The organism is Rathayibacter sp. AY1E2, from assembly GCF_002932325.1.
In the GTDB taxonomy this organism is placed as follows: domain Bacteria; phylum Actinomycetota; class Actinomycetes; order Actinomycetales; family Microbacteriaceae; genus Rathayibacter.
In genome coordinates this window covers 1-22,586 of record NZ_PSVO01000008.1, presented here as the reverse complement: position 1 = coordinate 22,586, position 22,586 = coordinate 1, and the positions used below count along the sequence as shown (strand labels likewise).

Here is a 22,586-nt window from a genome sequence, read left to right as displayed (position 1 = left end):
CTAGGCCTTCGCCGCGGCGGCGTTGACGGCCTCGACCAGCTGCTCGGGGTCGCTCTTGCCGGCCAGCAGGTCGACGACTCCGACGTTCAGCGCGTTGCCGACGTTGAGGCCGTAGACGGTGTCGAGCCACTGCGAGACGTACGGGGCCGAGTTGTAGGCCTCGAGGATCTGCTGCAGGTACGGCTCGGTGACCGCCTCCTGCGCCACGGTGTTCACCGGGGGCGCGTTGAAGGCCGCGTAGTACTCCTTCTGCACGTCGGAGGTGGCCAGGTAGTTGAGGAAGTCGACGCACTCGTCGGGAGCGCCCGCGGAGCAGGAGTAGCCGTCGACACCGCCCATGATCGCGCCGGCTTCGCCGTCGCCGCCGTCGATCTCGGGGAAGGGGAACCAGCCCAGGTCGGGCAGCGGCTTCTCGTCGGGGGTGAGGGAGGCGATCACGCCCGGGTCCCACGCGCCCATGAGCTCCATCGACGCCTGGTGGTTGGCGAGGAGTCCGGCCGAGCTGCCCGCGCCCTGCTGGGCGGCGGTCGTGAGGAAGCCCTCGTTGAACGGCTCGGTGGCCGCGAAGTCCTGCAGGTCCTCGCCCGCGCGGACCCAGCAGTCGTCCGAGAAGTCCTTGGTGTCGGCCGCCTCGGCCATGGTGTCGGCGCTGCACTCGCGGAGCGCGAAGAAGTAGTACCAGTGCGCGGCGGGCCAGGCGTCCTTCGCGCCGAGCGCGACGGCCTGGGCTCCGCTGCCCTTGATCTTCGTGATCGCCGAGTCGAGCTCGTCGATGGTCTTCGGCGTCTCGGTGACGCCCGCCGCCGTGAAGAGGTCCTGGCTGTAGAACAGGCCGCCCGGGAGGACGGCGACCGGCATCGCCCAGACCTTGTCGTCGAGCGTGTTCGCCGAGAACGAGCCCTCGGGGATCTCGCTGCGCGCCTGGTCCGAGATGCCGTCGGTGAGGTCCTTCAGCTGTCCGCCCGCGACCATGGCGGCGAGCTTGCCGCCTCCGCGCTGGAGGAAGACGTCGGGGGCGTCGCCCGAGTTGAGCGCCGTCTGGAGCTTGCCGTCGAGGTCCTCGTTCTGGATGGCCTGCGACTCGATGGTCACTCCGGGGTTCGCGGCCTCGAAGTCCGCGATCGTCTTGTCCCAGAACTCCTGGCCGGGGCCCGTGGTCGAGTTCTGCCAGAGGGTCATCGCGACGGTGCCGTCGCTCGATCCCGAGTCCTGGGCCGAGCAGCCGGTGAGGGCCGCGACCGTGCCGAGCAGGGCTGCTGTCGCCACTGCGATCTTCCTGAACTTCATCGTCCAACCGTTCTCTTCATCGAGGGCGCCGCCTGGTGCACCGGCGCCGTGGGGGTTCCCGCCTTCGCGGGTGGAGTCAGTGTCCGCAGTGCTTGCGAAAGTGGTCAAACGTTTTCGAAATGGTTTTCGAAGCACGGGTTACAGTCGGCCACATGACCACCCGACCGACCATCCACGACGTCGCCGCTGCCGCCGGCGTCTCGGTGGCGACGGTGTCCAAGGCCGTGAACGGCCGGTACGGCATCGCCCCCTCCACCGCCACCCGCGTGCTCGAGGTCGTGCGCGAGCTCGGCTACGAGTCGAGCCTCGTCGCGAGCAGCATGCGCTCCCGGCGCACGGGCGTGATCGGCGTGCTCGTCGCGGGGTTCGAGCCGTTCAGCGCCGAGATCCTGAAGGGCGTGGGGTCGGTGCTGGCGGAGTCGCGGTTCGACCTGCTCGCCTACTCCGGCTCCCACGAGGGCGAGCAGGAGGGCTGGGAGAGGCGCTCGCTCAGCCGGCTCAGCGGCACCCTCATCGACGGGGCGATCATGGTGACGCCGAGCGTGGTGAGCGCCCCCTCCGACATCCCGCTCGTCGCCGTGGACCCGCACACCGGCCGCGCCGACCTGCCGACCGTCGAGTCCGACAACTTCGGCGGCGCCCTGCTCGCCACCCGCCACCTCGTCGCCCTCGGGCACCGCCGCATCGGCTTCGTCGCGGGCCGCGGCGACCTGCGCTCGGCGAGGCTGCGCGAGGCCGGCTACCGGGCGGCGCTGGCGGAGGCCGGCATCGCCTTCGACGAGCGCCTGCTGCGGGTGGGCAACTACCACCGCGACACCGCCCGGCGGCCCGCCTCCTCGCTCCTGTCGCTGCCCGACCGGCCGACCGCGGTCTTCGCCGCCAACGACGTCTCGGCGCTCGCGATCATCGAGACCGCCGCGCACCTGGGCCTCGCCGTGCCCCACGACCTGTCGGTGATCGGCTTCGACGACGTGCCCGAGGCCGCGCGCTTCGATCCGCCGCTGACCACCGTCCGCCAGCCGATGCAGACGCTCGGAGCGACCGCCGCCGAGATGCTGATCGCCCTGATGGCCGGGCGCGAGCCGCGCTCGCTGCACGTGCAGCTGCCGACGCAGCTCGTCCGCCGCGCGACGACGGGACCGCCGGCATGAGCGGCGACGGGACCGCCGGCACGGGCGACGAGCTGGAGGACGACGGCCCGACCGCCGTGCACGCCGCCCTCTTCGACGCGCTGGAGCTGGTGGACCTGCCCGCGCTCGAGGCGCTGCTCGACGAGCGCTTCGTGATCGAGCACCCGACCGGCCTGGTGCAGTCGCGGGAGGAGTGGCTCGCCGACATCGACGAGGCGCGCAAGGAGTACCACGAGATCGACCACGTCGAGAGCGCCCTCTCGGGCGGCGCCGCGCACCCGGTGCTCACCTCCCGCACCATCACCGAGGCGACCATCGGCCGCCTGCACGCGACCTGGCGGCTCCAGCTGACGAGCCGCCTCGTCCGCCGCGACGAGGGGTGGGTGATCACGCGGACCGTGGTGACGAGCTGGTGAGGCCGGCGGACCGGCGCGTCCGCGACCGGCCGCGGGCGCGGCGGGCAGGATCGACACCGTGCTCCTCCAGGTCGTGACCCGCTCCGCCCGCCCGGCCGCCGAGATGTTCGACCGGGCGCGCGACATCGATCTGCACACCGCCTCGCAGGCCGGCGCTCGCGAGCGCGCGGTGTCCGGGATGACCACCGGGCTGATCGGGCTCGGCGAGCACGTGACCTGGAGCGCCCGGCACTTCGGCGTCCCGCTCCGGCTGACCAGCACCGTCACCGCGCTCGACGCCCCGCACTCCTTCGTCGACGAGCAGACCCGCGGTCCCTTCGCGACCTTCCGGCACGAGCACCGCTTCGAGTCCGACGGCTCCGGCTCCGGCTCCGTGATGATCGACCGGCTCGAGTACTCCGCCCCGCTCGGCGTCCTCGGGCGGATCGCGGAGCGGCTGGTGCTCGACCGGCACCTGCGGCGGCTGCTGGAGGAGCGCGGCGCGTTCCTCGCGGGGGGCGACCGGTGAGGCTCCTGATCCGGACCCTGCTGACGCTCGTCGCCGTCGCCGGGGTCCTCTCGCTCGCGACGACCTCGGTCCTGTTCGCCCTGTCCTCCCTCGACACCGGCCGGGACGCCGGCGAGCTGCTCCTCCCGCTGGCCCGAGCGCTTCTGGCGACCGCCGTGACGGCGGCCGTCGGCGGGCTCCCCTACTCCGCGGGACGGGGTCGCGCGCCCTGGCCGGTCCTCTGGCCGGCCTCCACGGTCTGCATCCTCGCGATCGCCTGGATCGTGGTCTCGATCGCGGCGTGGACCGACGCGGGCGACGGGACGGACGCCGTCGTCGCGCTGCTGACCGTGGCGCCCGCCGCCTGCTGCTCGATCGCCGCGGTGCCGGTGACCGAGCTCGTCCTCCGGGTGGGAACCCGCAGGATCGGCGCCCGTTAGGGGATCCGTCCCCGCCGCTTGACGTTGACGCTGCGTCAACCCGTACCGTCGCTTCCATCGCCGCCGGAGTCACCGACGACGCGGAGACGGAGGGCACTGTGGAGCAGGAGTGGTCCGTGCACGAGGTGGCGCGGCTGGCCGGCACGACCAGCAGGACGCTGCGGCACTACGGGGCCGAGGGGTTGCTGCCGCCGAGCCGGGTGGGCGCGAACGGCTACCGCTACTACGACGCCGCCGCGCTCGTGACGCTGCAGCGGATCCTGCTGCTGCGCGACCTCGGTCTCGGGCTGCCCGAGATCGGGCGGATCCTGCGGCGCGACGCGGAGCCGGTGGCCGCTCTCGAGCGGCACCTCGACGTGCTCCAGGAGGAGCGCCGACGGCTCGACCGCCGCATCCGCGCGGTCACCGGGACGATCACCACGATGAGAGAAGGGAACGGGCCGATGGCCGAGGAGATGTTCGACGGGTTCGACCACGCGGAGCACCGCGAGGAGGTGGAGCGTCGCTGGGGTGCCCCGGCGTACGCCGTCGGCGACCGCTGGTGGCGCTCGATGAGCGCGGAGGACCGCGAGCAGTGGCAGCGGCGGCAGGCGGACCTCGCCGACGCGTGGACCGCCGCGGCGGCGAGCGGTGCGGATCCGACCGGGGAGGAGGCGCTCGCGCTGGCCGAGCGGCACCGCGCCTGGCTCGCCGAGGTGCCGGGCACGCCCCGCGACGCGACCGGCGGCCCGAGCGACGAGTACCTGCTCGGGCTCGGCGAGATGTACGTCGACGACGAGCGGTTCTCGGCGCACTACGGCGGAGTCGCCGGCGCCCGGTTCGTCCGCGACGCGCTGCGGGCGCTGGTCGAGCGGCGGGGATGACGGGACGCCGGGGCGGGGCTGCGGACCTCGCGGTGCCGTCGACGCTGGAGAACCGCGCGCACCGGGCGCCCGGGTGCCAGAATCGGTCCGTGGGGATGAGCGGAGCACGGATCTCGGTCGCGGTCACGGCGCTGGCGGGCGCGCTGCTGCTCTCCGGCTGCACCGGAGGTGAGCCGACCACCGGGCCGTCGGCACCGGCGGACGCCGCGCCGGCCACGTCGTCGGCGACGCCCTCCTCCGAGGAGTCGTCGCTCAGCGCTTTCGAGCAGCAGCTCCCCCTCTCGGGGGACTTCGTCAGCCAGCAGACCGGGACGACCGGCTCGGTGCGGATCGAGCGCCGGACGGACGGATCGACGTGGGCGGTCCTCACCGGCTTCTCGACCGGCGACGCCTCCGACCTCCGGCTGTCCCTGAAGGAGGGTGCGCTCGAGCAGGACGAATCCGGCGACTGGGTCGACACCGCCGGCTACTCCTTCGAGATCGCCGCGCTGGACCCGGACCGTCCCGACCAGGAGATCCCGATCCCGGGCGCTGCGACGATGCCGGAGATCCGCACGCTCACCGTGATGGACTACCAGGGGCCCGACTACCCGTCGCTCGGCTCCGTCGCCCTCGCGCCGTAGACCGCAGCGGAACGGCAGGATCTCCTCATGGGACGCATCCGATCAGCAGTCCGGGCTGGGACGAGGACACCGACCGGGGACCTGCGCCCGACCCCGACCGCGGCCGGTACTCCCGGGACGACGGGGCGAGGTTCACCGCGATCACGCTCACCTGCCTGTCGGTCCTCCCCGCGATCGTCCTCACGGCCGCGTTCCTCCTCGTGCGGCTCCCTCCGCTGGACCGCGACGACCAGCCCGACTGGACGGCCCCGAGCGCGGACGTCCTTGCTCCGTGGCTGCTGCTGTTCCCGCTCCCGCCGCTGGTCACAGGGCTGCTCGCCCGTCTGGTCGGCGGGCGGGACTCCTTCCACGGGTTCCTGCCCTCAGCCGCGGTCTGCCTCGTGGTGATGGCGCCGTTCCTCGGGCTCTCGGCCCTGTCGCTCCTCGGCTAGGCGCTGCCGCCCGGGAGCATCAGCATCGCGAATCCGGCGGTCGCAGCGGCCAGGACGACGCTGATCGGAACGGACCAGCGGGGCCGGTAGGCGCCGATGACGAGGGCGGCGAAGGCGAGGACCGCGCCCACTCCCACGACGGCGGACCACTGGAGGAAGGGCCACGCCGGCCCGGCGAGGCAGTCGATCGGCGGATCCTGGACCTCGAGGAATGTGCTGCGGTAGGTGCTCGCGCAGCCGGCGAGGAGCAGTCCGCTGACGGCGGCGCCGAGCCCGGCGAGCACACCGGCGACCACCCCTCCGATCGTCCCGACGAGGGCGAGCAGCGCCGCGACCGGCTCCGCGGCGGCCGTGCGACCGGGGCCTCCGGGCCGTCCGCCCCTCACGCCTGCAGGACCACCGCGCCGTAGTGCGTGCCCGCGCCCGTGCCCACCAGCAGCACCGACTCCCCCGGCTGCACGTCCGAGCGGTGCAGGGCCAGCGGGATCGCGCTGCCGATCGTGTTGCCGACCTCGCCGAGCGTGATCGTCATCCGGTCGCGACCCCAGAGGCGGGCCATGCCCTCGAGCCCGGCCGCGCTGGTCTGGTGCGGGACCACCCGGTCGATGCCGGGGAGCCCGCTCGAGAGGCCGGGCCGCACCTCCTCGAGGAACGCCGGGAAGTGCCGCAATGCGTCGACGAGCAGCGCCTTGCCCTGCATGTCGAAGCGGAAGTCGGCGAGCCGGTCGGGCGCCTCCTCGATGCGGATCCGCGAGCCGAAGCCGCGCAGCTCCGCGTGGCGCACACCGCTCGGGCGGGTGCGGAAGTGCGTGGTGACCAGGCCCTGGCCCGGAGTCTCGGCGCGGCCGATCACGACGGCGGCGGCCGCGTCGCCGAAGAGCAGGGCGCTCTCGGGCTGGCCCGGGTCGATGCCGCGGCTGCCGCAGTCGGTCGAGACGATGAGCACGGTGTCGGCGCGACCCGTGGCGAGGAGGAATCCCGCCTCCTGCAGAGCGAGAAGGAACGACAGGCACGTGGCGCCGACGCTGTACGCCGAGACGTCGTCAAGGCCGAGTCCCGCCGCGAGCAGTGCGCCTCCGTCCGGGATCGCCTGCAGCTGAGTGCCCGAGGCGTTGAGCACCACGTCGACCGTGTCGAGTCCGGCCGCCGCGAGCGCCCGGCGGGCGGCGAGCAGGCCGAGCTCCAGCGGGTCCTCGTCGTCGGTGACCCAGTGGCGGGTGCGCACGCCGGAGCGGCGTTCTGCCTCCTCGGCGGGCAGGCCGCAGAGCGCGGCGACCTCGGCGGTCGTGACGATCCGCTCGGGCAGCGCTTCGCCCGTGCCGAGGACGCGGAGCGGGAGGAGGTCGGGCACGCGGGCCCCTTCCTGCCCCGGGACGTGCGGAGCGAATCCCTGTATAGCGCGCCTCTGCACTTCTGCGTGCCGTGTCGGCGCGGTTTGACGGCACGGGCCCCCGCCGACACCATGGTTCCGGAGCGGGGGACGGATGGACGCGCGCGGATTCTGGGTGGTCGTGCCCTTCCTCGACGAGGAGAAGCTGCTCGGCGGCACCCTCGACGCGCTCGCCCGCCAGACCGATCCGGACTTCACCCTCCTGCTCGTCGACAACGGCAGCACCGACGGCTCGCGCGCCGTGATCGAGGAGTTCCGCCGCCGGTGCCCGGAACGGCAGGTCGCCGTGATCGACGAGGCGCAGAAGGGCACGGGAGCCGCCTCCGACACCGGCTTCCGCCACGCGATCGCCGAGGGCGCGACGGCCGTCGCCCGCACCGACGCCGACTGCCTGCCGAGCGCCGACTGGGTGGCGCGCCTCAAGGCCGACCTCCGCGGCGGCGCCCGCTTCGTCGGCGGCCGCCTGTCCCCGCGGCGGGACGAAGCCGTCTACCGCTGGTACGACGGCGTGCTCGGCACCGCGCTGATCCGCCTGATGGAGCACGCGCCGGCCGTCTTCTACCGCCGCCCCGGCCAGCGGTACCGGATGTTCATGGCCGCCGGCTGCAACCTCGCGATCGACGCCGCGCTGTACCTCCAGGTCGACGGCTTCCCGCGCTCGAGCATCGACGACACCGACGAGGACCTGGAGCTGCACCTCAAGGTCTGCCAGGTGATCGGGCGGAGCGAGGCGCTGCTCGACAAGCACGCGGTCGTGCTGATGTCGATCCGGAAGGGCAAGGCGCTCGGGTACCTGGGGATCCTGCTCTGGTACTGGGGCCGCAAGCGCGGGCTGGAGGTCGTCGATGTCCGCTGAGCGCCGGCGCCGCGTGCTGATCACCGGGGCGACGGGCTTCCTCGGCGGCTACGCGGTGCGCGAGTTCCTGGCCGCGGGCGACGACGTGCTCGCCACCGGTCGCGCCCCCGAGGCGCTGGCGCGGCTGGAGGAGGAGGGCGCCACGGTCCTCCGCGCCGACCTCGCCGAGCTGGGCGCGACGGACGTCGAGGCCGACGTGCTCGTGCACGCCGCCGCTCTCTCGAGCCCGTGGGGAACGTGGAGCGAGTTCGAGCGCGCGAACGTCGCGGGGACCGAGGCGATGATCGCGCTGGCCGAGCGCTGCGGGATCCGCCGCTTCGTCTTCGTCTCGTCGCCGAGCATCTACTCCGCCCGGCGCCACCAGTACCTGGTGCGGGAGGAGGAGGTCGACACCGGCAGCCGGATGAGCCTCTACATCCGCAGCAAGATCGAGGCGGAGCGGCTGCTGCAGGAGGCGCACCGCGCCGGCCGGATCCCCGAGCTCGTGATCCTGCGCCCCCGCGGCCTGATCGGCGTCGGCGACCCCAGCCTCCTCCCCCGCTTCGTCGCCGCGAGCCGCCGCCGCGGCATCCCCCTCTTCGACGGCGGCCGGAACCCCGTCGACATCACCTGCGTCGAGAACGCCGCGCACGCGCTGGTGCTCGCCGCCGACGCTCCCGTCGCCGACGGCGGCGTCTACAACATCACCAACGGCGAGCCCGCTCCGCTCGGCGACCTCCTCGAACGCTTCTTCGCCGCGATGGGCGAGGAGCCGCGCTTCATCCGCGTGGACCTGCGCGTGCTGACCGCGCTCGCCGAGACCCTGGAGCGGGTCTACCGGCTGCTGCCCGGCCGCGAGCCGCCGTTCACCCGCTACACCGTGGCGACCCTCGCCTACGCGCAGACCCTCGACATCACGAGGGCGCGGACCGAGCTCGGCTACGAGCCGACCGTGCCGCTGGCCGAGGGCATCCGCCGGGTCGGCGAGCACCTGAGGGGTACGCGTGGCTGAGTCGTCGCTGCAGGTGATGGCGTGCGGGAGCACCGTCTTCCCGCTGTCCCGGGTGTTCCGCGGGAAGGGGCTCCCCCGCCGCGTCTTCCCCTCGAACGTCTTCCTCTACACGCACGCGAGCGGCCGACGGGTGCTCGTGGACACGGGCTACCCGCCGACGTTCCGCGGGACAGGCCTCGTCGGACGGCTGTACGAGCGGATCCTGCCCGCGACGGTGCCGGACGACGAGACCGTCGACCAGCGGCTGCTCGCTCTCGGCCTGACCCCGGCCGACGTGGAGTTCGTGGTGCTCACGCACCTGCACCCGGACCACGTGGGCGGCGTGCGCTGGTTCCCGGATGCGACGTTCGTGCTGTCGTCGGGCCAGGTCGCCTCCGTACGGCGGAACCGGGTGCGCGAGGGGATCTTCCGCGCGCTGCTGCCGCCGTGGTTCGCGGCCGGGATCGTGGCGGACGAGCAGCCTGCGACGACGATCAAGGGGCTGACCGGATTCGACCTGTTCGGCGACGGATCGCTGCTCGTGGTGCCGCTCCCGGGGCACGCACGCGGGCACCTGGGGGCGCTCGTCGAGGGGCGCGTGCTGGTGGCCGGAGACGCGGCGTGGGGGCGGGAGTTCCTCGGCTGGTCCGGGCGCCTGCGCCGGCTGCCGCGGTTCATCAGCGATGACGCGCGGGCGCACGAGCGGACATCCGAGATGCTGGAGCGGGTGGAGGCGGCGGGGGTGCGGCTGCGCTTCTCGCACGACGCGTATCCGGAGGGGGATGTGCGGCTGGGTGGCGCGGCACCCGTCGGCAGGAAGTCGCCGGCCTGACGGCGGGACGGCTCGCGTCGTACCCTCTCGTCCATGACGGACTACGCCCGACCGGCAGTCGCGGACCGCGTCTTCATCGGCGAGGACGGCCGACCCATCCCCTACGGCACTCGCTGGCAGGGTGAGTCGCCTCCGGACGAGAGCTACTCCGTCACGAGAGATCTCGAGCGTTTCCAGCCGCTGCACACCGTCGCGGACGCCCTGCTCGAGCACCTCGAGCGCACCTACGACGTCACGGTCGAGGACGACCCGGCCCTGGCCTCACGAGACGAAGCGGAGATCTCCTGGGCCGCCCGCGCCGTCCGCGTGACGCCGCGGTCGGTCGACGCCGCACCTCTGACGATCGTCTGGACCGTCTTCCCCGGCGTCCTCCTCCGCGCCGGAGCACTGCACCGCTTCAACTACCCCGTCTGCGGCTGCGACGCCTGCGACGACGAGTGGACCGCCCTCGCGGACGACCTCGAGCGCACCGTCTTCGACGTCGTCGCGGGCCGCTACGAGGAGAGCATCGCCGCCGGGAAGGACGGCATCATCGTCGGCTACCGCATCGGGAGCGGCAGTGAGCTCGGCTGGTCGAGCGGCTACAGCAACGACGTCGGGGTGCATCACAGGATCGGCCACGACGGGCAGCAGCTGACCGCGCCCTTCAGTCGAGTGTGGGAGGCCTGGCCGGAACGCTGACGCCGCGGCCGGCCGATCCTCGCGAGGTCATCGACCTTGTCCGAAAAGTGAGGCGCCTCCCGCCTCGGGCCGCGAGATCTCGAGTTCCGAGGCTCGACCAGGCGGCGGTCGTCAGCGGGGCAGGTGCTCATAGGGGACGCGGCGGCTCAGCCAGGCGAGCAGCCCGGCGGCGAGCGCCGCGATCGCCGCCGGAATGAGAAGCAACCAGAGGGCCGAGGTCACGGCGACGAGGACGAGCGCCGCCGCGGCGACGCCGGCGCCGATCGCGAAGTTCCAGCGCACATCCGTCGCCACTCCGCCCTCGGGACGCGCCCACAGCACGACGAGGGCCGTCGCGATCGGCCCGAGCAGCAGCCCCAGCACGAACCAGCGCCAGCGCGAGCGGCCCTTCTGCTCGGCCAGACCGGCGGTGACGATCGCGAGTCCGAACCAGATCCAACCGGAGTCCTGGGTGAGTGTCATGCGTGGAGCCTAGGGCGCGGGGAGGATCCCCCCGGCGGGGTCGCCGGTCGGGGGCGTGGGCCTGTCGCCCGCGTCTCCCGCTCAGCGGTCCCCGGCACGGCGCCGAATTCCTCCGCTACCCGGGCACCACCACGAAGGCGACCCCGACGACGACGCCCAGCACGAGAGCCACCGAGCCGAACCCGATCAGGAGGGCGAACGTCAGCGGACGGGTCTCGCGGAAGCTCATCGTGCCGGGGATCAGCTCGTTGATCTCGGAGGGGCTGAGCGTCTTCTCCGCGGCGGGCGGCGCCTCGATCTCCTGCCGACGAGCGGCTCCGGTCAGGCGCGCCCACACGCTCCGGCTACCGGTGTGCACGCCACGCGCCGCCGGCAGGAGCGGCGTCGTCACGGCGGCGACGACGGCCCGCAGATCCTCGAGCTCCCAGTCCGCCCCGCGGAGCCGCAGCGACCGGCTCCCGTCCGACAGGAACAGGATCAGCGACGGGGGGAGATTGATCCCCTCACTGTTGGGGCCGGCGGGCACCCACGCGAGCAGCGCCTTCACCGACGGGTCGGCGCGCTCGAAGGTCACGACCCTGCCTCGAGCGTCTGTGCACTCGATCGCCCGGTCCGAGATCCGGAGGGACGCGGTGGCGAGGAAGCGCCGGTTGCGGAGCGCCAGCACTCCGACGATCACCAGAGCCACCGCGGTGGCGAAGCCGAACAGCCCGAGGTAGACGGCCAGCGCGGCACCGCGGTCGTCGGCGATCACGACTCCCCAGACGCTCCCCGCCAGCAGGACCAGCGCGGGGAGGACGGCGACGGGCCTCAGCCGTCGCGACTCGTTCTTCTGCCGGGCCCTCGAGGGCCGGAACTCGCGAACCGGCTCCGAGCGGTCCGCCCGTCGCCGCTCCATCAGACGGACGCGACGGACGGAGAGCCGGTGCGGACGCGGTTCCGAAGAGGGTCGTCGAGGCTGCGGCGCATGGCGTCAGGGTAGCGGTGGCGTTTGGTGGGGCCGCGCAGGACGTCACTTGACGACAGGTCGACCTCTCCCGAGGTGCCGCCGCCGAGCACGATCATCCGAGCGAGGGCTCGTCCGGGTCGACAGACTGGGTTGGTGTCCTCACCGATGACGATCCGCGCCGTGCCGACCTCGGCCCGTCGTGAGGAGATGCACCTCAGGCTCCATCTCGCAGCGAGCAGGCGAGTGCGGCCTCTCGCGGCCGTCCCCGGCGATCGGCCTCCTCAAGACCTTCCGTACCGGGCAGCGCACTCGACGCACGCGGGACGCCGGGCGCGACGGCAGCCCGCCGGGGGCCGAGCGCCCTGACGCGACTCCCGCGCCGCCGGCCACACGACGCCCCCACTCGACGCCCACGTACCCACTCCAGACAGGACCCGCCATGACCTCCTCCCTCTCCCACCCGGCGAGCCGCTGGGCTCTCGACCACATGCCCCTCACCGCGCAGGCGGTCCGGGAGCTCGCTCCGGTGCTCTCCGGGAAGAAGCTGGCGATCTGCCTCCACGTCGAACCGAAGACCGCCGCCCTCGTGTCGCTCCTCGTCGAGGCCGGGATGGACATCGCTCTGACGGGCTCGCCCGGAACCACGAAGGACGACGTCGCCGACGACCTCCGCGCCCTCGGCGTGCACGTCCACACGAAGCAGAGCGACGGCGAGGCGGAGCACCTCCGCAACATCGAGAAGGTGCTCGAGCACGACCCCGACCTCACCCTCGACAACGGCGCCGACCTGACTCTCCGCCTCATCGACTCGGGCGTCCCGGACCACTACCTCGGCGGTACCGAGGAGACCACCACCGGCGGCATCCGCCTGCGGGAGAACAGCGCGACTCTCTCACGACCGGTCGTCGTCATCAACGACTCGCCCCTCAAGCTGATCGTCGAGAACGAGTACGGGGTCGGCCAGAGCGTCGTCCAGGGTTTCATGAACGCCACGAACCTCATGATCCCCGGCACGCGCGCCGCGGTCATCGGCTACGGCCCGTGCGGACGCGGAGTCGCCGACACCCTGGCGCAGCTCGGAGCGCGGGTCTCCGTCGCCGACGTCGACCCGATCCGCTCGCTGCAGGCGATCCTCCGCGGCCACCGCGTCGGACCCGTCGCCGACGTCCTCTCGGACGCGCAGTTCGTCTTCACCGCCACCGGCGCACCCGGCGTCATCGGCGCCGCGGAGATCGACGCGTTCGCCGACGGCGCCGTGATCGCGGGCGTCGGCCATTTCCCGTGGGAGATCGACGAGGAGGCCCTCGCGGCCGCCACCGAGTCGACCACCGAGTTCGCCGACGGACAGCGCCGGCAGGGCATCCGCCTGAAGAACGGCAAGCGGATCGTCCGCCTCGAGAACGGCCGGATGATCAACCTCACCGCCGCCGGCGGGAATCCGATCCAGGCGATGGACCTCGGCCTGACCCTCCAGGCACGGAGCCTCGCCGCTGTCGTCACCGCGGACCTCGACGCCGTCGTGCAGCCCGTCCCGGCCGACGTCGAGCACCGCATCGCGACCGACCTCGTCGCCCTCCTCAGCCGCTGAGGGGCGAGCGGCGGACCTCGCGGCGATCCGCGGGGCGGCGGCACCTCAGAAGACGGCGATCGGATTGACCGGAACGCCGGTGAGCCCGAGCAGGCGCGGTGGGGCCACGCTGAGCAGGAACGACCAGCGGGACAGCTCGGCGCAGACCACGGCGAGCTGCTCCACGTCCGCGCTGTCGATGAGGGGCATGCCCAGCCGTGCGAGCGCGACCATGTGCATCGGCATCGGCATCTCGGGATCGTGAGGGGGGAAGCTGTCGCCGACGTCCCCCGCGTAGAGCGCTACGCCCCGCTCGTGCATCCAGGTCACGGCGTCGACGGTCATGCCGGGGGCCTGCTCCTCCGAGTCCCAGGAGAAGCCCCACCCGCTGCGGACGACGAGCGCGTCGCCGGACTGCAGGGGGACGCCTCCCCGGCGCTCGGCCGCGTCGAGGTCGGCGGCGACGATCGCGTGCGCCGCCGGCAGCCTCCCCTGCGGCGCGAGGTCGAGGAGGACTCCGCGCGTGACGATGCCCTCGGCGAACGAGGAGGTGGATCCGTGCATCACTCCGCCGGCGGTGACGGCTTCGGCGAGAGGCCGGCCCGGGTAGACGACTCCGTCGTCGACGGGCAGGTGCGCGAACGCGTCCAGGTGGGTCATCGCCGGGTGGTGCGGAGTCACGATCAGCACCTCGGACATGCCCATCGGAGGGGTACCGGTGTAGAGGAGCGCCTGCTGCACCGGGGGCGACGGCGGAGCGGCGGGCGCGAAGGGGCCACCCAGCATCGACGCGGGAGCCACGGGGAGGGCGAGCGAGACCCAGCGGCCGGTCCTCACCTCCTCCGCGGCACGTCGCCGTGCGGCGTCGTCGATGAGGGTGAGCGTGCCGAGCTCGTCCTCCGCGCCCCATCGGCCTCGGTCGTCGGGGAGCTTCGTGCCGGTCATGGGATGTCCTTTCGGATTGGTCCGGGGTGTGGTGCACACTCCAGGGAGGGGACTGGAGAAGCAGGTCCCTGCAGGCTACCTCGTGAAGCAGGTTCCTGTTTCTTCGAATCACCCGGGAGGGATGTCGGCGTGGACGACGACGAGGGACTCGAGGCCGTCCTCGGCTGGAACGCGGTCAAGGTCGCGCGGATCATCGGCGCGCGCATCACCGCCGGGCTCGCGGAGCACGACGTGAGCCTGGTGCAGTTCGGCGTCCTCTCCTGCCTCACCGGCGGAGCGCAGCTGACCTCGGCCGAGATCGCCCGCGCGGTCTTCGTCCGCCCGCAGACGATGTCCGAGGTCCTCGACGGCATGGAGCGGCGAGGGCTGATCGAGCGTGTCGGAGTCCGCGGGAAGGGCCGACGCACACCCATCCGTACGACCGCCGACGGGGAGCGCGTCCTCACCGCGGCGCGCGCGGTCGCGCTCGCGACCAACGACCTCAGCGACGTCGGCCTGAGCGCCCCCGCCGCCCAGCAGCTGAACGACCTCCTGCTCACCGTCATCCGGAACGCCGAGGAGCCGACGGGAGCCGGGTTCGGGTCCTGACGAGGTCGAAGCCGGGCTTCGGAGCATCGCCGACGCAGGACCTCGTCCAGACGGTGTTCACAACGAAGGATGGATCTGCTCCAGGACCCCGCGATCCGCGCGGAACGGGCGCCGGAGCCTCATCATTCCTCCGTCGTGAACAGGATCAGCCGAGCGGGGCCGACGAAGGACGTCCGCCCGGGCGCCCTCTTCCGGACATGGCCGGAAGAGGGCGTTGCCCACGGCGCTCGCAGCTGTCACGGTCGCAGGGCGGCCGACGACGGCCGACCCGACCGGAAGACCCCATGCGCCTCCGAAGCACTGTCCGCCCGCTTGCGCTCCTCACCGGCGCCCTCCTCCTCGGGACCGGCCTCGCCGCCCTCGACGGGCCGCTCACCGGCACCGCGGCCGTGGCTCACGCGGCCGACGCTCCTGTCGCGGGCGGGCGCGTCGTGGGCTGGGGATACGACGAGGACGGTCGGGCGAGCGCCCCCGAGGATCTGACCGACGCCGTCTCCATCGCGGCCGGCCAGTACTACGGCGTCGCGGCGAGGAGCGACGGCACAGTGGCCGTCTGGGGTGACAATCTCGAGGGCGGCCCCATCCCGGCGGACGACCTCCGCGGCGTCGCGGCCGTCTCCCCCGATCTGGCGCTTCTCGAGGACGGCACCGTCGCGCCGCTCTTCCCCCCGGAGGACCGGTACACCGAGCCGCCGGCGGGGCTGAGCGGCGTCACCGCGATCGACTCGAGCGGCACCCACAGCGTCGCGCTCCGCGACGACGGGACAGTGGCGATCTGGGGATACGACCAGGGGCGAGTGCTGGAGGCGCCTCCCGGTCTGGACGACGTCGTGGCGATCTCCGCCGCGTCCTTCCACACCCTCGCCGTCACGAGCGACGGCAGCGTCGTGAGCTGGGGCTACGACGGCCCCGACGACATCTTCGCGGGCTACTCCGACATCGTCGCGGTCGCGGCGGGACGGACCCACGACCTCGCCGTCCGCGCCGACGGCAGCGTCGTCGCCGAGGGGAGCGACAGGGACGGAGAGAGCGACGTCCCCGCCGGGCTGACCGGTGTCGTCGCGGTCGCCGCCGGGTACGGGCACAGCGTGGCGCTCCGCGAGGACGGCACCGTCGCCGCCTGGGGCGACGACGGTGCCGGCCAGTCCACGGTTCCCGCAGGACTGAAGGGGGTCACCTCGATCGACGCCGGCTACGGCTTCACCCTCGCCACCGGGACCCGTCCCGTCCTCACGGCTGCCGCGCCTCCCACGGCGACGGTCGGCACTCCGTTCTCCTTCGCCTTCGGAGGGGATGCGCGCCTCGCGGACCACACCCTCGCCAGCGGGACGCTCCCGCCCGGACTGACCCTGACTCCCGAGGGGTTCGTGACGGGCACGCCCGCAGAACCCGGAACCTCCGACTTCACCGTCACCGCGACCAACTCCTTCGGAACGACCACCACCGCCTCCCGGCGGATCACCGTCGAGGCCGCCCCGCCTGCACCCGTCACGCCGACGATCAGCGGAACCGTCGCAGCCGGCGTCGTCGACTCGGCCTACGACTTCACCTACGCGGTCGCGGGAACTCCGGCGCCCGTCGTGACCGTGTCGTCGGGCGCCCTTCCCCCGGGTCTCACCCTCGATCCGACGGGGCGCCTCACCGGCACTCCGACCAGGACCGGCGCCTACGTCTTCACCGTGCAGGCCGCCAGCACCGCCGGAACCGCGACCGCGCAGAGCACTCTCACCGTGTCCCCTGCGTCCGCGACCGCGAAGGCCGACCTTCGCATCGACGTCTCCGCTCCGACCACCGCGGTGAAGGGGAGGACGTTCACGTACACGCTCATCACGAGGAACGCCGGACCCTCCGCGTCGACGTCCGTCTACTCGAAGGTGATCCTCCCGCCGGGGGTGCGGTTCGTCTCCGCGACGGGGAAGTACACCCGCATCGGCAGCGTCGTGGTCTTCCAGCGCTCCAGCCTCGGCAACGGGCGGACATCCACCGAGAAGATCACCGTCACGGCCGTGAGCGCAGGCACGGGCACAGCGCTCGCAACCACCTTCTCCGTGAGGACTCCGGATCCGTCGATCCGCAGCAACGCCGACACCGCTGCCACCACCGTCCGCTGAGGAGGGTCGGGCGGGCGACGAGACCCTCCCGCCCGTCCTCGGGCATCACGCCGGGCGCAGCCAGTCCGTGATCGCGCTGACGACGCGGTCGAGGTGGGACTCGAGCAGGAAGTGCCCGCCGTCGACGAGCTCGATGCGCGCGTGAGGCGCGTCGCGGAGGAACGCCTGGGCGCCGGCGGGGGCGAAGATCTCGTCGTTCCGGCCCCAGACGGCGAGGACGGGGACTCCGGACTCGCGGATCCACGCATGCACGGCGGGGTAGAGCTCGCGGTTGGTGGCGTAGTCGCGGAAGAGCGCCAGCTGCACGTCGTCCTGGCCGGGGCGGGCGAGGAGCGCGAGGTCGTGCTCCCAGGCGTCCGGATCGACGGTGCTGGAGTCGGGGACACCGTGGGTGTACTGCCATTCGACGGCCTCCCGGCCGAGAGCCGGCCGGAGGGCGTCGTGCGTCCCGGCGGTCCGCTCGGCGGCGTCGGCCCAGATCGGGTCCCAGAAGCCGGGCACGAAGCCCTCCTCGTAGGCGTTGCCGTTCTGCGAGATCACGGCGACGACCGCGGACGGATCGGCGAGGGCGAGGCGCCAGCCGACGGGGGCGCCGTAGTCCTGGACGTAGATCGTGTACCGGGTCACCCCGATGGTCTCGAGGAAGCGGCCGGTCACCGCGGTCAGGGCGGCGAACGTGTAGTCGAAGTCGTCGACGGAGGGCGCGGACGAGCGTCCGAAGCCGATGTGGTCGGGGGCGATGACGCGGTAGTGGCCGGCGAGGGCGGGGAGGAGGTGGCGGAACATGTGCGAGCTGCTCGGGTACCCGTGCAGCAGCAGGAGGACGGGCGCGTCGACGGGACCGGCCTCCCGCCAGAAGACGTCGAGTCCGTCGACGGACACGGTGCGGTGATGGACGACGACCATGGCTAACCCTTTACGATAGATTTACTGGTTAGCCGGACGCTAGCATGGATCGAACGGGCCGCACGGCGGGAGAACGGGGAGCGATGGATCGGGACGAGGAGCTGCTCCTGGCGGTGCTGAACAGCGCGCCGGTGGTGGACGGACGGCCGACGGACGACCTCGGCGACGCGGCCGGTCGCGAGCTCGCCCGGCGGTGGGGCGGAGTCGGCACCGAGGACGAGCTCGAGCAGCTGCGCCGCGCCCGCGACGCGCTCCAGGCCGTCGTGCGCTCGGGCGCGCCCGCGGCCGTCGCGGAGCTCGCGGACCTGGTCGCGCACGCCGTGCGCACCCCGCGCATCACCGGTGAAGGCGTCGTGTGGGAGCTGAGCGCTCCCGAGCCGGATCGCCTCGCGGTGCAGGCGGTCCTCGCCTGGTCCGCTGTGAACGCCCGGTTCCCCGGGCGGCTCCGCGCCTGCGCGAACGACGAGTGCAACCTCTTCCTCCTCGACCGCAGCCGCCCCGGCACCGCCAAGTGGTGCTCGATGGCGACGTGCGGCAACCGGATGAAGGCCCGGGCGCACGCGAGCCGGTCGCGGGACTGAGGGCGGCCTGGAGGCGGACGCCGTCGAGCTAGCGGGGTCGCACGTCGTAGGTGACCCGGAGGAGCCCGTCCCCCTCGCTGCTGTGATGGCCTCGGAGAGTGAGGAGCACGTCGCCGGTGAGGTCGCCGAAGAGGCGGTGACCCTCTCCGATCAGGACGGGAGCGATCGAGACGGTCAGCTCGTCGACGAGGCCCGCCCTCAGGAACGCCTGGATGGTGCGGCCTCCGTCGATGTAGACGCGGTCTGCCGCTCCGGCGTCGAGCAGCAGCACCGCCTCCTCGACGGAGTGAGCCACCCCCACTCTGCCGCCCGCCTCGATCGTGGTGCTCAGCACGACGACCCGCTTCCCCTCGAACGGCCAGGCGTCGAAGCCGAGGACCGTCTCGTAGGTGGAGCGCCCCATGACGAGGGTGTCGATCGTCGGGAAGAACGTCTCCCAGATGAGCGCGGGGTGGGCCGTCGTCTCCGCGGTGTGAGGTCGCGGGGCGGGATCGGTGAGCCAGTCGAGGTCTCCGCCCGGTCGCGCGATGAAGCCGTCGAGACTCGTGCCGATGAACACGCATCCCGTCCACGATCGGTTCTCTGCCATGTCCAGCCTTTCCGAAGAGCGTCGAGTGCGAGGGCAATGATCGCAGGGGAGGCGTCGCGACCGGACGGCCACCGGGTTCCCGGCGCGGCATCGGCGGTCGGCCGCCCGAGACGCTCGGCCGCGCGCGGATCCGCTGAGTACGCTCGGGACATGCAGCGCACGGTGGGCGGAGTCGTCATCGAGGTCGTCCACTCGAGGACCGGTGACGCGACCCGGACTCCCGACGGCCCGATCCAGCTGTGGAGGATCACCCTCTCCGGAGCAGGCATCGATCGCACCGCGACGGTCGGTGTCGCCGGCACGTCGACGGAGCCGGACGACGACGTGCTCGCCACCGTCCTCGAGGTGGCCGTGGTGGAGTACGTCTCCGTAGCCGAGGATTCGAGCACGACTCCGGCGTTCCGCGAGTGGAAGCGGGACCACGCGTCCGAACTGCATCAGCTCGTGGCGGCGCTTCGAGCGGGCAGCTGACTCCTGCCGGGCGCGCGACGGATGCTAGGCGCCGCGCAGCCGGGCCGACGATGCGGACGCCTGCGCTCGAGCCCGTTGCAGGGCGTCCTCGCGTCCGGCCGCGTCGAGGCGGGCGGGACCGTAGGTGACCACCGGGGGCAGGACGTCGTACCCGACGAACTCGAGCATCCCGCGATGGATGTGGAAGAGGAACGACTGCAGGTCGCCGTAGCCGTCGGCGGCGCCGGGCGCGAAGGCCGCTTCGCCGCCGCCCGTCGTCAGCAGGAGCATCGCGCTCCTGCCGCGCAGGCCGCCCTCGGCGAAGACGCCGTGCTCGCCTCCGAACGTCGCGCCCATCACGAAGACGCGGTCGATCCAGCCTTTCATGATCGCCGGCATCGAGAACCACCACAGGGGGAACGAGAGCACCAGGAGATCCGCCTGCATCAGCTCGTCGAGATCGCTCGTGACGGGCTCCCCGAGCGTCTTCTCGAGGACCGCGGTCATCTGCTGCGCCTGCGGCTTGAAGTAGCCGGAGCCGGGCGCGAACTGGTCGCGGTGCAGCACCGGGTCCCGGCCCTCGGCGTACAGGTCGAGCCGGCGCACCTCCATGCCGTCGGCCCTCAGCTGCTCGAGGACCGCGTCCGCCTGCGCCGAGGAGAAGGACCGCTCCTCGGGATGGGCGTGGACGAGCAGAGCGCGGCGAGCGGGAGCAGCCTCGGAAGCATCGGTCATGCCGCCGATCATATCGACGATTCGCGATATGTCGCTAGATTGAGGCTCCGAGCCGCTTCAGGAGCCCGTCGACGTCGGCGTCGCTCCTCCGGTAGTGGGTGTACTTCCCCACGCGCGTCGAGCGGACGAGGCCCGCGCGCTCCAGGGATCCCATGTACGACGAGATGGTCGACTGCGCGAGACCGCTCTTCGCGGCGAGATGGGTGACGCAGACCCCGAACTCGGCGCGGTCGGCGATCGGCTCGAACTCGCTGAACGACGCCTCGGGAGAGCGGAGCCACTCCATGATCTGCAGTCGCGTGGGATTGCCCAGCGCCTTCAGCACCTCGACCAGTCCCGTGTCCACCGCGCCATTCTCCCCTGCTCGCCGCCCGGGCGCCTCCGCGCCGGAATCACCCTCCCCCGGACGCACCCCGCTCACGGCAGCAGGATCACCTTGCCGTCGAGCGTCCGGGACTCGGCGAGCTCCATCGCCTCGACGATCCCGGTAAGCGGGAAGCGGGCGGCGATGTTGGCCGTCAGCGAGCCGTCGGCGAGGAGTCCGAGCACGCGGCCGAGGTCCTCCTCGAGCCGCGCACGGAAGCGCGCGGGGCGCAGCGAGTGGCCCGCCCAGAGGTCGTAGAAGGCCGCGCGCCGGCCGTTGGGGGCCAGCTGGTAGGCCTGGATCCGCGCGAGCTGGCGGAGGAACGGGGGCCAGATGCTCCCGGTGCTCGCGCTGACGATCGCGTAGGCGACGAGGGTGCCGCCGGGCGCGAGCAGCGACCACGCCAGCCGGGTCGTCGCTCCGCCGACGTTGTCGAACACGGCCTGCACTCCGCCGGGAGCGAGCTCGCGCACGCGAGCGGCGAGGTCGGGATCGGCGTAGTCGACGGGCTCCACTCCGGCCGCTCGGAGGGCCTCGTGGTGGCGGGGCGAGGCGGCGCCGATCACGCGGATCCCCTCGAGGCGGGCGAGGCGGTGCACGAGGCCGCCGACTCCGCCGTTCGCGCCGAACAGGAGGATCGTGTCACCGCGGGAGACCCGGGCCGAGCGGTGCAGCATCTGCCACGCCGTCACTCCGTTGACCACGACGGCCTCGGCGTCCTCCGACGCGACTCCGTCGGGGACGAGAACGCAGTCGCGGGCGGCGACGCGGGCGTGACCCGTCCAGCCGCCGGTCTTGGTGAGGGCGGCGACACGGCGGCCCCCGAGCGACGCGTCGCCGCCGGGGCCGACCGCGAGGACCCGGCCGACGAGGTCGTAGCCGGGCGTGAAGGGGAACGGCGGCTGGGCGAAGTAGCGGCCGCGGCGCATCGACTGCTCGGCGAACGAGATGCCGGTGGCCTCGACGGCGACGAGCAGCTCGCCGGCCGCGGGAGGCTCGACCGGTGCCTGCTCGAGGAGCAGTCCGGACGGCTCGACGATCCCGGGGAGGACGACGCGGGTGGTGGTGCGGGGAAGGGTGGTGGACATGAGGGGCTCCTGGAATTTGTAGTGAGTGACTGGACAGTCACAACGGCGGGCATGAGGAAGAGGGTGGCGAAGAGGAGGAGGGGAGGAAGAAGAGGAGCAGGCGGGAGGACCGCGGGCTCAGTCGCGGTGCCGGATGCCGTCGGAGACGATGCGGGCCCACTCGGAGTCGACGCCGCCGAGGTCGGTCTGCACGATCAGGTGGCAGAGCTGCCCGTAGGCGACGAAGCGCTGCACGGCCGGGCCGTCGGCTCCGGAGACGACGGTGACCGTTCGGACGACCGCGGAGATCCCGCGGCGCACCGCCTCGCGGATCTCGGGGACCTCGCACGCGCTCTGCGCCTGTGACTGCAGCATGATCAGGTCGCGGTCGGCGATCAGGTCGATGTAGGCGACGGTCATCGCCTCGAGCCGGTCGGCCGGGTCCGAGGAGGGCGAGGCCTTCCCCGCCGCCGCGAGCGTGGACGCCACCTGCTCGTAGCAGCGGTCGACCGCTGCGACGAAGACGCCGAGCTTGCCCGGGAACAGGCGGAAGACGTAGGCGGGCGAGACGCCGGCCTCGGCCGCGACCTCGGTGATCGGAGTCGCGGCGTAGCCGGTGCGCGCGAACACGTGGAGCGCCGCCGCGGTGATCCGCTCGCGCTGCGCCTCGGCGGTGGAGCGGGAGGAGGGGGAAGGCATGTGACTGATCGAACACTTACTTCGCTCGTGTGTCAAGAGCGGCGGCCGGACGGATAGAGACAGCGGCCCCGCTCAGGGGCACCCCACGATCCGGCCCGGCACGCGGCAAGGGCAGGCCTACCGATCGTGGAGCCCGCCACACACCCCCCTACCCCGCACCCCCATCC

The 22,586-nt window shown here is 72.7% G+C and carries 28 protein-coding genes; 16 read left to right on the top strand and 12 right to left on the bottom strand.

The genetic code is table 11. The annotated features are described in order from the left end of the window. The gene (locus C5C49_RS08145) at window positions 1–1,287 is read right to left on the bottom strand and encodes an ABC transporter substrate-binding protein (RefSeq protein ID WP_104345890.1); all 1,287 of its coding nucleotides are present in this window, start codon (window positions 1,285–1,287) and stop codon (window positions 1–3) included. A gap of 152 nt (window positions 1,288–1,439) precedes the next feature. Between C5C49_RS08145 and C5C49_RS08140 the strand changes: the two genes are divergently transcribed. From C5C49_RS08140 to C5C49_RS08110, 7 genes are all read left to right on the top strand, one after another. Next, window positions 1,440–2,438, top strand: coding sequence for a LacI family DNA-binding transcriptional regulator (locus C5C49_RS08140; protein ID WP_104224902.1), 999 nt, complete (start codon window positions 1,440–1,442; stop codon window positions 2,436–2,438). Continuing rightward, window positions 2,435–2,833: a nuclear transport factor 2 family protein gene (locus tag C5C49_RS08135; protein WP_104239174.1), complete on the top strand. Its 399-nt coding sequence runs from the start codon at window positions 2,435–2,437 to the stop codon at window positions 2,831–2,833. The genes C5C49_RS08140 and C5C49_RS08135 overlap by 4 nt, the downstream gene beginning before the upstream one ends. Window positions 2,834–2,891: 58 nt before the next feature. After that, on the top strand, window positions 2,892–3,341 hold the full coding sequence (locus C5C49_RS08130) for an SRPBCC family protein (protein ID WP_308471226.1): 450 nt from the start codon (window positions 2,892–2,894) through the stop codon (window positions 3,339–3,341). After that, a complete protein-coding gene (locus tag C5C49_RS08125; protein WP_104345889.1) occupies window positions 3,338–3,760 on the top strand; it encodes a hypothetical protein in 423 nt (140 codons plus the stop codon). Before C5C49_RS08130 ends, C5C49_RS08125 begins: the two co-directional genes overlap by 4 nt. 98 nt (window positions 3,761–3,858) lie before the next feature. Beyond that, a complete protein-coding gene (locus C5C49_RS08120; RefSeq protein ID WP_104345888.1) occupies window positions 3,859–4,623 on the top strand; it encodes a TipAS antibiotic-recognition domain-containing protein in 765 nt (254 codons plus the stop codon). Between the two features lie 95 nt (window positions 4,624–4,718). Further along, window positions 4,719–5,246, top strand: a complete 528-nt coding sequence (locus C5C49_RS08115) for a hypothetical protein (RefSeq protein ID WP_104345887.1) — start codon at window positions 4,719–4,721, stop codon at window positions 5,244–5,246. A 200-nt stretch (window positions 5,247–5,446) separates the two neighbouring features. Then, window positions 5,447–5,677 carry a hypothetical protein gene (locus C5C49_RS08110; protein ID WP_104345886.1) on the top strand — a complete coding sequence of 77 codons (231 nt, stop codon included), beginning with the start codon at window positions 5,447–5,449 and terminating at the stop codon, window positions 5,675–5,677. Here C5C49_RS08110 and C5C49_RS08105 read toward each other — a convergent pair. Continuing rightward, window positions 5,674–6,063, bottom strand: coding sequence for a hypothetical protein (locus C5C49_RS08105; protein WP_104345885.1), 390 nt, complete (start codon window positions 6,061–6,063; stop codon window positions 5,674–5,676). The two genes, C5C49_RS08110 and C5C49_RS08105, sit on opposite strands and share 4 nt — an antisense overlap. Further along, window positions 6,060–7,028, bottom strand: a complete 969-nt coding sequence (locus C5C49_RS08100) for a 3-oxoacyl-ACP synthase III family protein (protein ID WP_104345884.1) — start codon at window positions 7,026–7,028, stop codon at window positions 6,060–6,062. The genes C5C49_RS08105 and C5C49_RS08100 overlap by 4 nt, the downstream gene beginning before the upstream one ends. Before the next feature lie 133 nt (window positions 7,029–7,161). Here C5C49_RS08100 and C5C49_RS08095 point away from each other — a divergent pair, with 133 nt between their 5' ends. From C5C49_RS08095 to C5C49_RS08080, 4 genes are read left to right on the top strand one after another with little or no spacing between them, the layout of a single operon-like run. After that, window positions 7,162–7,923 carry a glycosyltransferase family A protein gene (locus C5C49_RS08095; RefSeq protein WP_104345883.1) on the top strand — a complete coding sequence of 254 codons (762 nt, stop codon included), beginning with the start codon at window positions 7,162–7,164 and terminating at the stop codon, window positions 7,921–7,923. Further along, window positions 7,913–8,914 (top strand): NAD(P)-dependent oxidoreductase, encoded by a 1,002-nt coding sequence (locus C5C49_RS08090; protein WP_104345882.1) that lies wholly within the window; start codon window positions 7,913–7,915, stop codon window positions 8,912–8,914. Before C5C49_RS08095 ends, C5C49_RS08090 begins: the two co-directional genes overlap by 11 nt. Next, window positions 8,907–9,725, top strand: a complete 819-nt coding sequence (locus tag C5C49_RS08085) for an MBL fold metallo-hydrolase (RefSeq protein WP_104345881.1) — start codon at window positions 8,907–8,909, stop codon at window positions 9,723–9,725. The genes C5C49_RS08090 and C5C49_RS08085 overlap by 8 nt, the downstream gene beginning before the upstream one ends. 33 nt (window positions 9,726–9,758) lie before the next feature. Continuing rightward, window positions 9,759–10,406 (top strand): DUF6226 family protein, encoded by a 648-nt coding sequence (locus C5C49_RS08080; RefSeq protein WP_104345880.1) that lies wholly within the window; start codon window positions 9,759–9,761, stop codon window positions 10,404–10,406. A gap of 111 nt (window positions 10,407–10,517) precedes the next feature. On the opposite strand, the gene C5C49_RS08075 is transcribed toward C5C49_RS08080, so the two are convergent. Together C5C49_RS08075 and C5C49_RS08070 are read right to left on the bottom strand one after the other, a co-directional pair. Continuing rightward, entirely contained in the window at window positions 10,518–10,868 is a 351-nt protein-coding gene (locus C5C49_RS08075) for a hypothetical protein (protein ID WP_104226336.1), read from the bottom strand. 115 nt (window positions 10,869–10,983) lie between these two features. Next, window positions 10,984–11,766, bottom strand: a complete 783-nt coding sequence (locus tag C5C49_RS08070; RefSeq protein ID WP_104345879.1) for a hypothetical protein — start codon at window positions 11,764–11,766, stop codon at window positions 10,984–10,986. A gap of 490 nt (window positions 11,767–12,256) precedes the next feature. Between C5C49_RS08070 and C5C49_RS08065 the strand changes: the two genes are divergently transcribed. Beyond that, window positions 12,257–13,405, top strand: a complete 1,149-nt coding sequence (locus tag C5C49_RS08065) for an adenosylhomocysteinase (RefSeq protein ID WP_104345878.1) — start codon at window positions 12,257–12,259, stop codon at window positions 13,403–13,405. 45 nt (window positions 13,406–13,450) lie between these two features. On the opposite strand, the gene C5C49_RS08060 is transcribed toward C5C49_RS08065, so the two are convergent. After that, entirely contained in the window at window positions 13,451–14,329 is an 879-nt protein-coding gene (locus C5C49_RS08060; RefSeq protein WP_104345877.1) for a cyclase family protein, read from the bottom strand. A 129-nt stretch (window positions 14,330–14,458) separates the two neighbouring features. On the opposite strand from C5C49_RS08060, the gene C5C49_RS08055 reads away from it, so the two are divergent. Beyond that, the gene (locus tag C5C49_RS08055) at window positions 14,459–14,917 is read left to right on the top strand and encodes a MarR family winged helix-turn-helix transcriptional regulator (RefSeq protein ID WP_104282929.1); all 459 of its coding nucleotides are present in this window, start codon (window positions 14,459–14,461) and stop codon (window positions 14,915–14,917) included. 284 nt (window positions 14,918–15,201) lie between these two features. Next, window positions 15,202–17,028 carry a putative Ig domain-containing protein gene (locus C5C49_RS08050; RefSeq protein WP_104345875.1) on the top strand — a complete coding sequence of 609 codons (1,827 nt, stop codon included), beginning with the start codon at window positions 15,202–15,204 and terminating at the stop codon, window positions 17,026–17,028. A 45-nt stretch (window positions 17,029–17,073) separates the two neighbouring features. Here the strand turns inward: C5C49_RS08050 and C5C49_RS08045 are convergent, their stop codons facing one another. Further along, entirely contained in the window at window positions 17,074–17,934 is an 861-nt protein-coding gene (locus tag C5C49_RS08045; protein ID WP_104345874.1) for an alpha/beta fold hydrolase, read from the bottom strand. An 83-nt stretch (window positions 17,935–18,017) separates the two neighbouring features. On the opposite strand from C5C49_RS08045, the gene C5C49_RS08040 reads away from it, so the two are divergent. Beyond that, the gene (locus tag C5C49_RS08040) at window positions 18,018–18,515 is read left to right on the top strand and encodes a CGNR zinc finger domain-containing protein (RefSeq protein ID WP_104345873.1); all 498 of its coding nucleotides are present in this window, start codon (window positions 18,018–18,020) and stop codon (window positions 18,513–18,515) included. Between the two features lie 28 nt (window positions 18,516–18,543). Here the strand turns inward: C5C49_RS08040 and C5C49_RS08035 are convergent, their stop codons facing one another. Beyond that, window positions 18,544–19,104 (bottom strand): dihydrofolate reductase family protein, encoded by a 561-nt coding sequence (locus C5C49_RS08035; protein WP_104345872.1) that lies wholly within the window; start codon window positions 19,102–19,104, stop codon window positions 18,544–18,546. Between the two features lie 150 nt (window positions 19,105–19,254). Here C5C49_RS08035 and C5C49_RS08030 point away from each other — a divergent pair, with 150 nt between their 5' ends. After that, the gene (locus tag C5C49_RS08030; protein ID WP_104345871.1) at window positions 19,255–19,575 is read left to right on the top strand and encodes a hypothetical protein; all 321 of its coding nucleotides are present in this window, start codon (window positions 19,255–19,257) and stop codon (window positions 19,573–19,575) included. Between the two features lie 24 nt (window positions 19,576–19,599). Here the strand turns inward: C5C49_RS08030 and C5C49_RS08025 are convergent, their stop codons facing one another. The 4 genes from C5C49_RS08025 to C5C49_RS08010 all read right to left on the bottom strand — a co-directional run bounded on the left by C5C49_RS08025 (window position 19,600) and on the right by C5C49_RS08010 (window position 22,419). Then, entirely contained in the window at window positions 19,600–20,289 is a 690-nt protein-coding gene (locus tag C5C49_RS08025; protein ID WP_104345943.1) for an NAD(P)H-dependent oxidoreductase, read from the bottom strand. Between the two features lie 34 nt (window positions 20,290–20,323). Next, window positions 20,324–20,635 (bottom strand): helix-turn-helix transcriptional regulator, encoded by a 312-nt coding sequence (locus C5C49_RS08020; RefSeq protein WP_244230566.1) that lies wholly within the window; start codon window positions 20,633–20,635, stop codon window positions 20,324–20,326. Between the two features lie 71 nt (window positions 20,636–20,706). After that, window positions 20,707–21,741: a medium chain dehydrogenase/reductase family protein gene (locus tag C5C49_RS08015; protein ID WP_104345870.1), complete on the bottom strand. Its 1,035-nt coding sequence runs from the start codon at window positions 21,739–21,741 to the stop codon at window positions 20,707–20,709. Between the two features lie 117 nt (window positions 21,742–21,858). Next, window positions 21,859–22,419, bottom strand: a complete 561-nt coding sequence (locus C5C49_RS08010) for a TetR/AcrR family transcriptional regulator (protein ID WP_104345869.1) — start codon at window positions 22,417–22,419, stop codon at window positions 21,859–21,861. Window positions 22,420–22,586 lie beyond the last annotated feature (167 nt).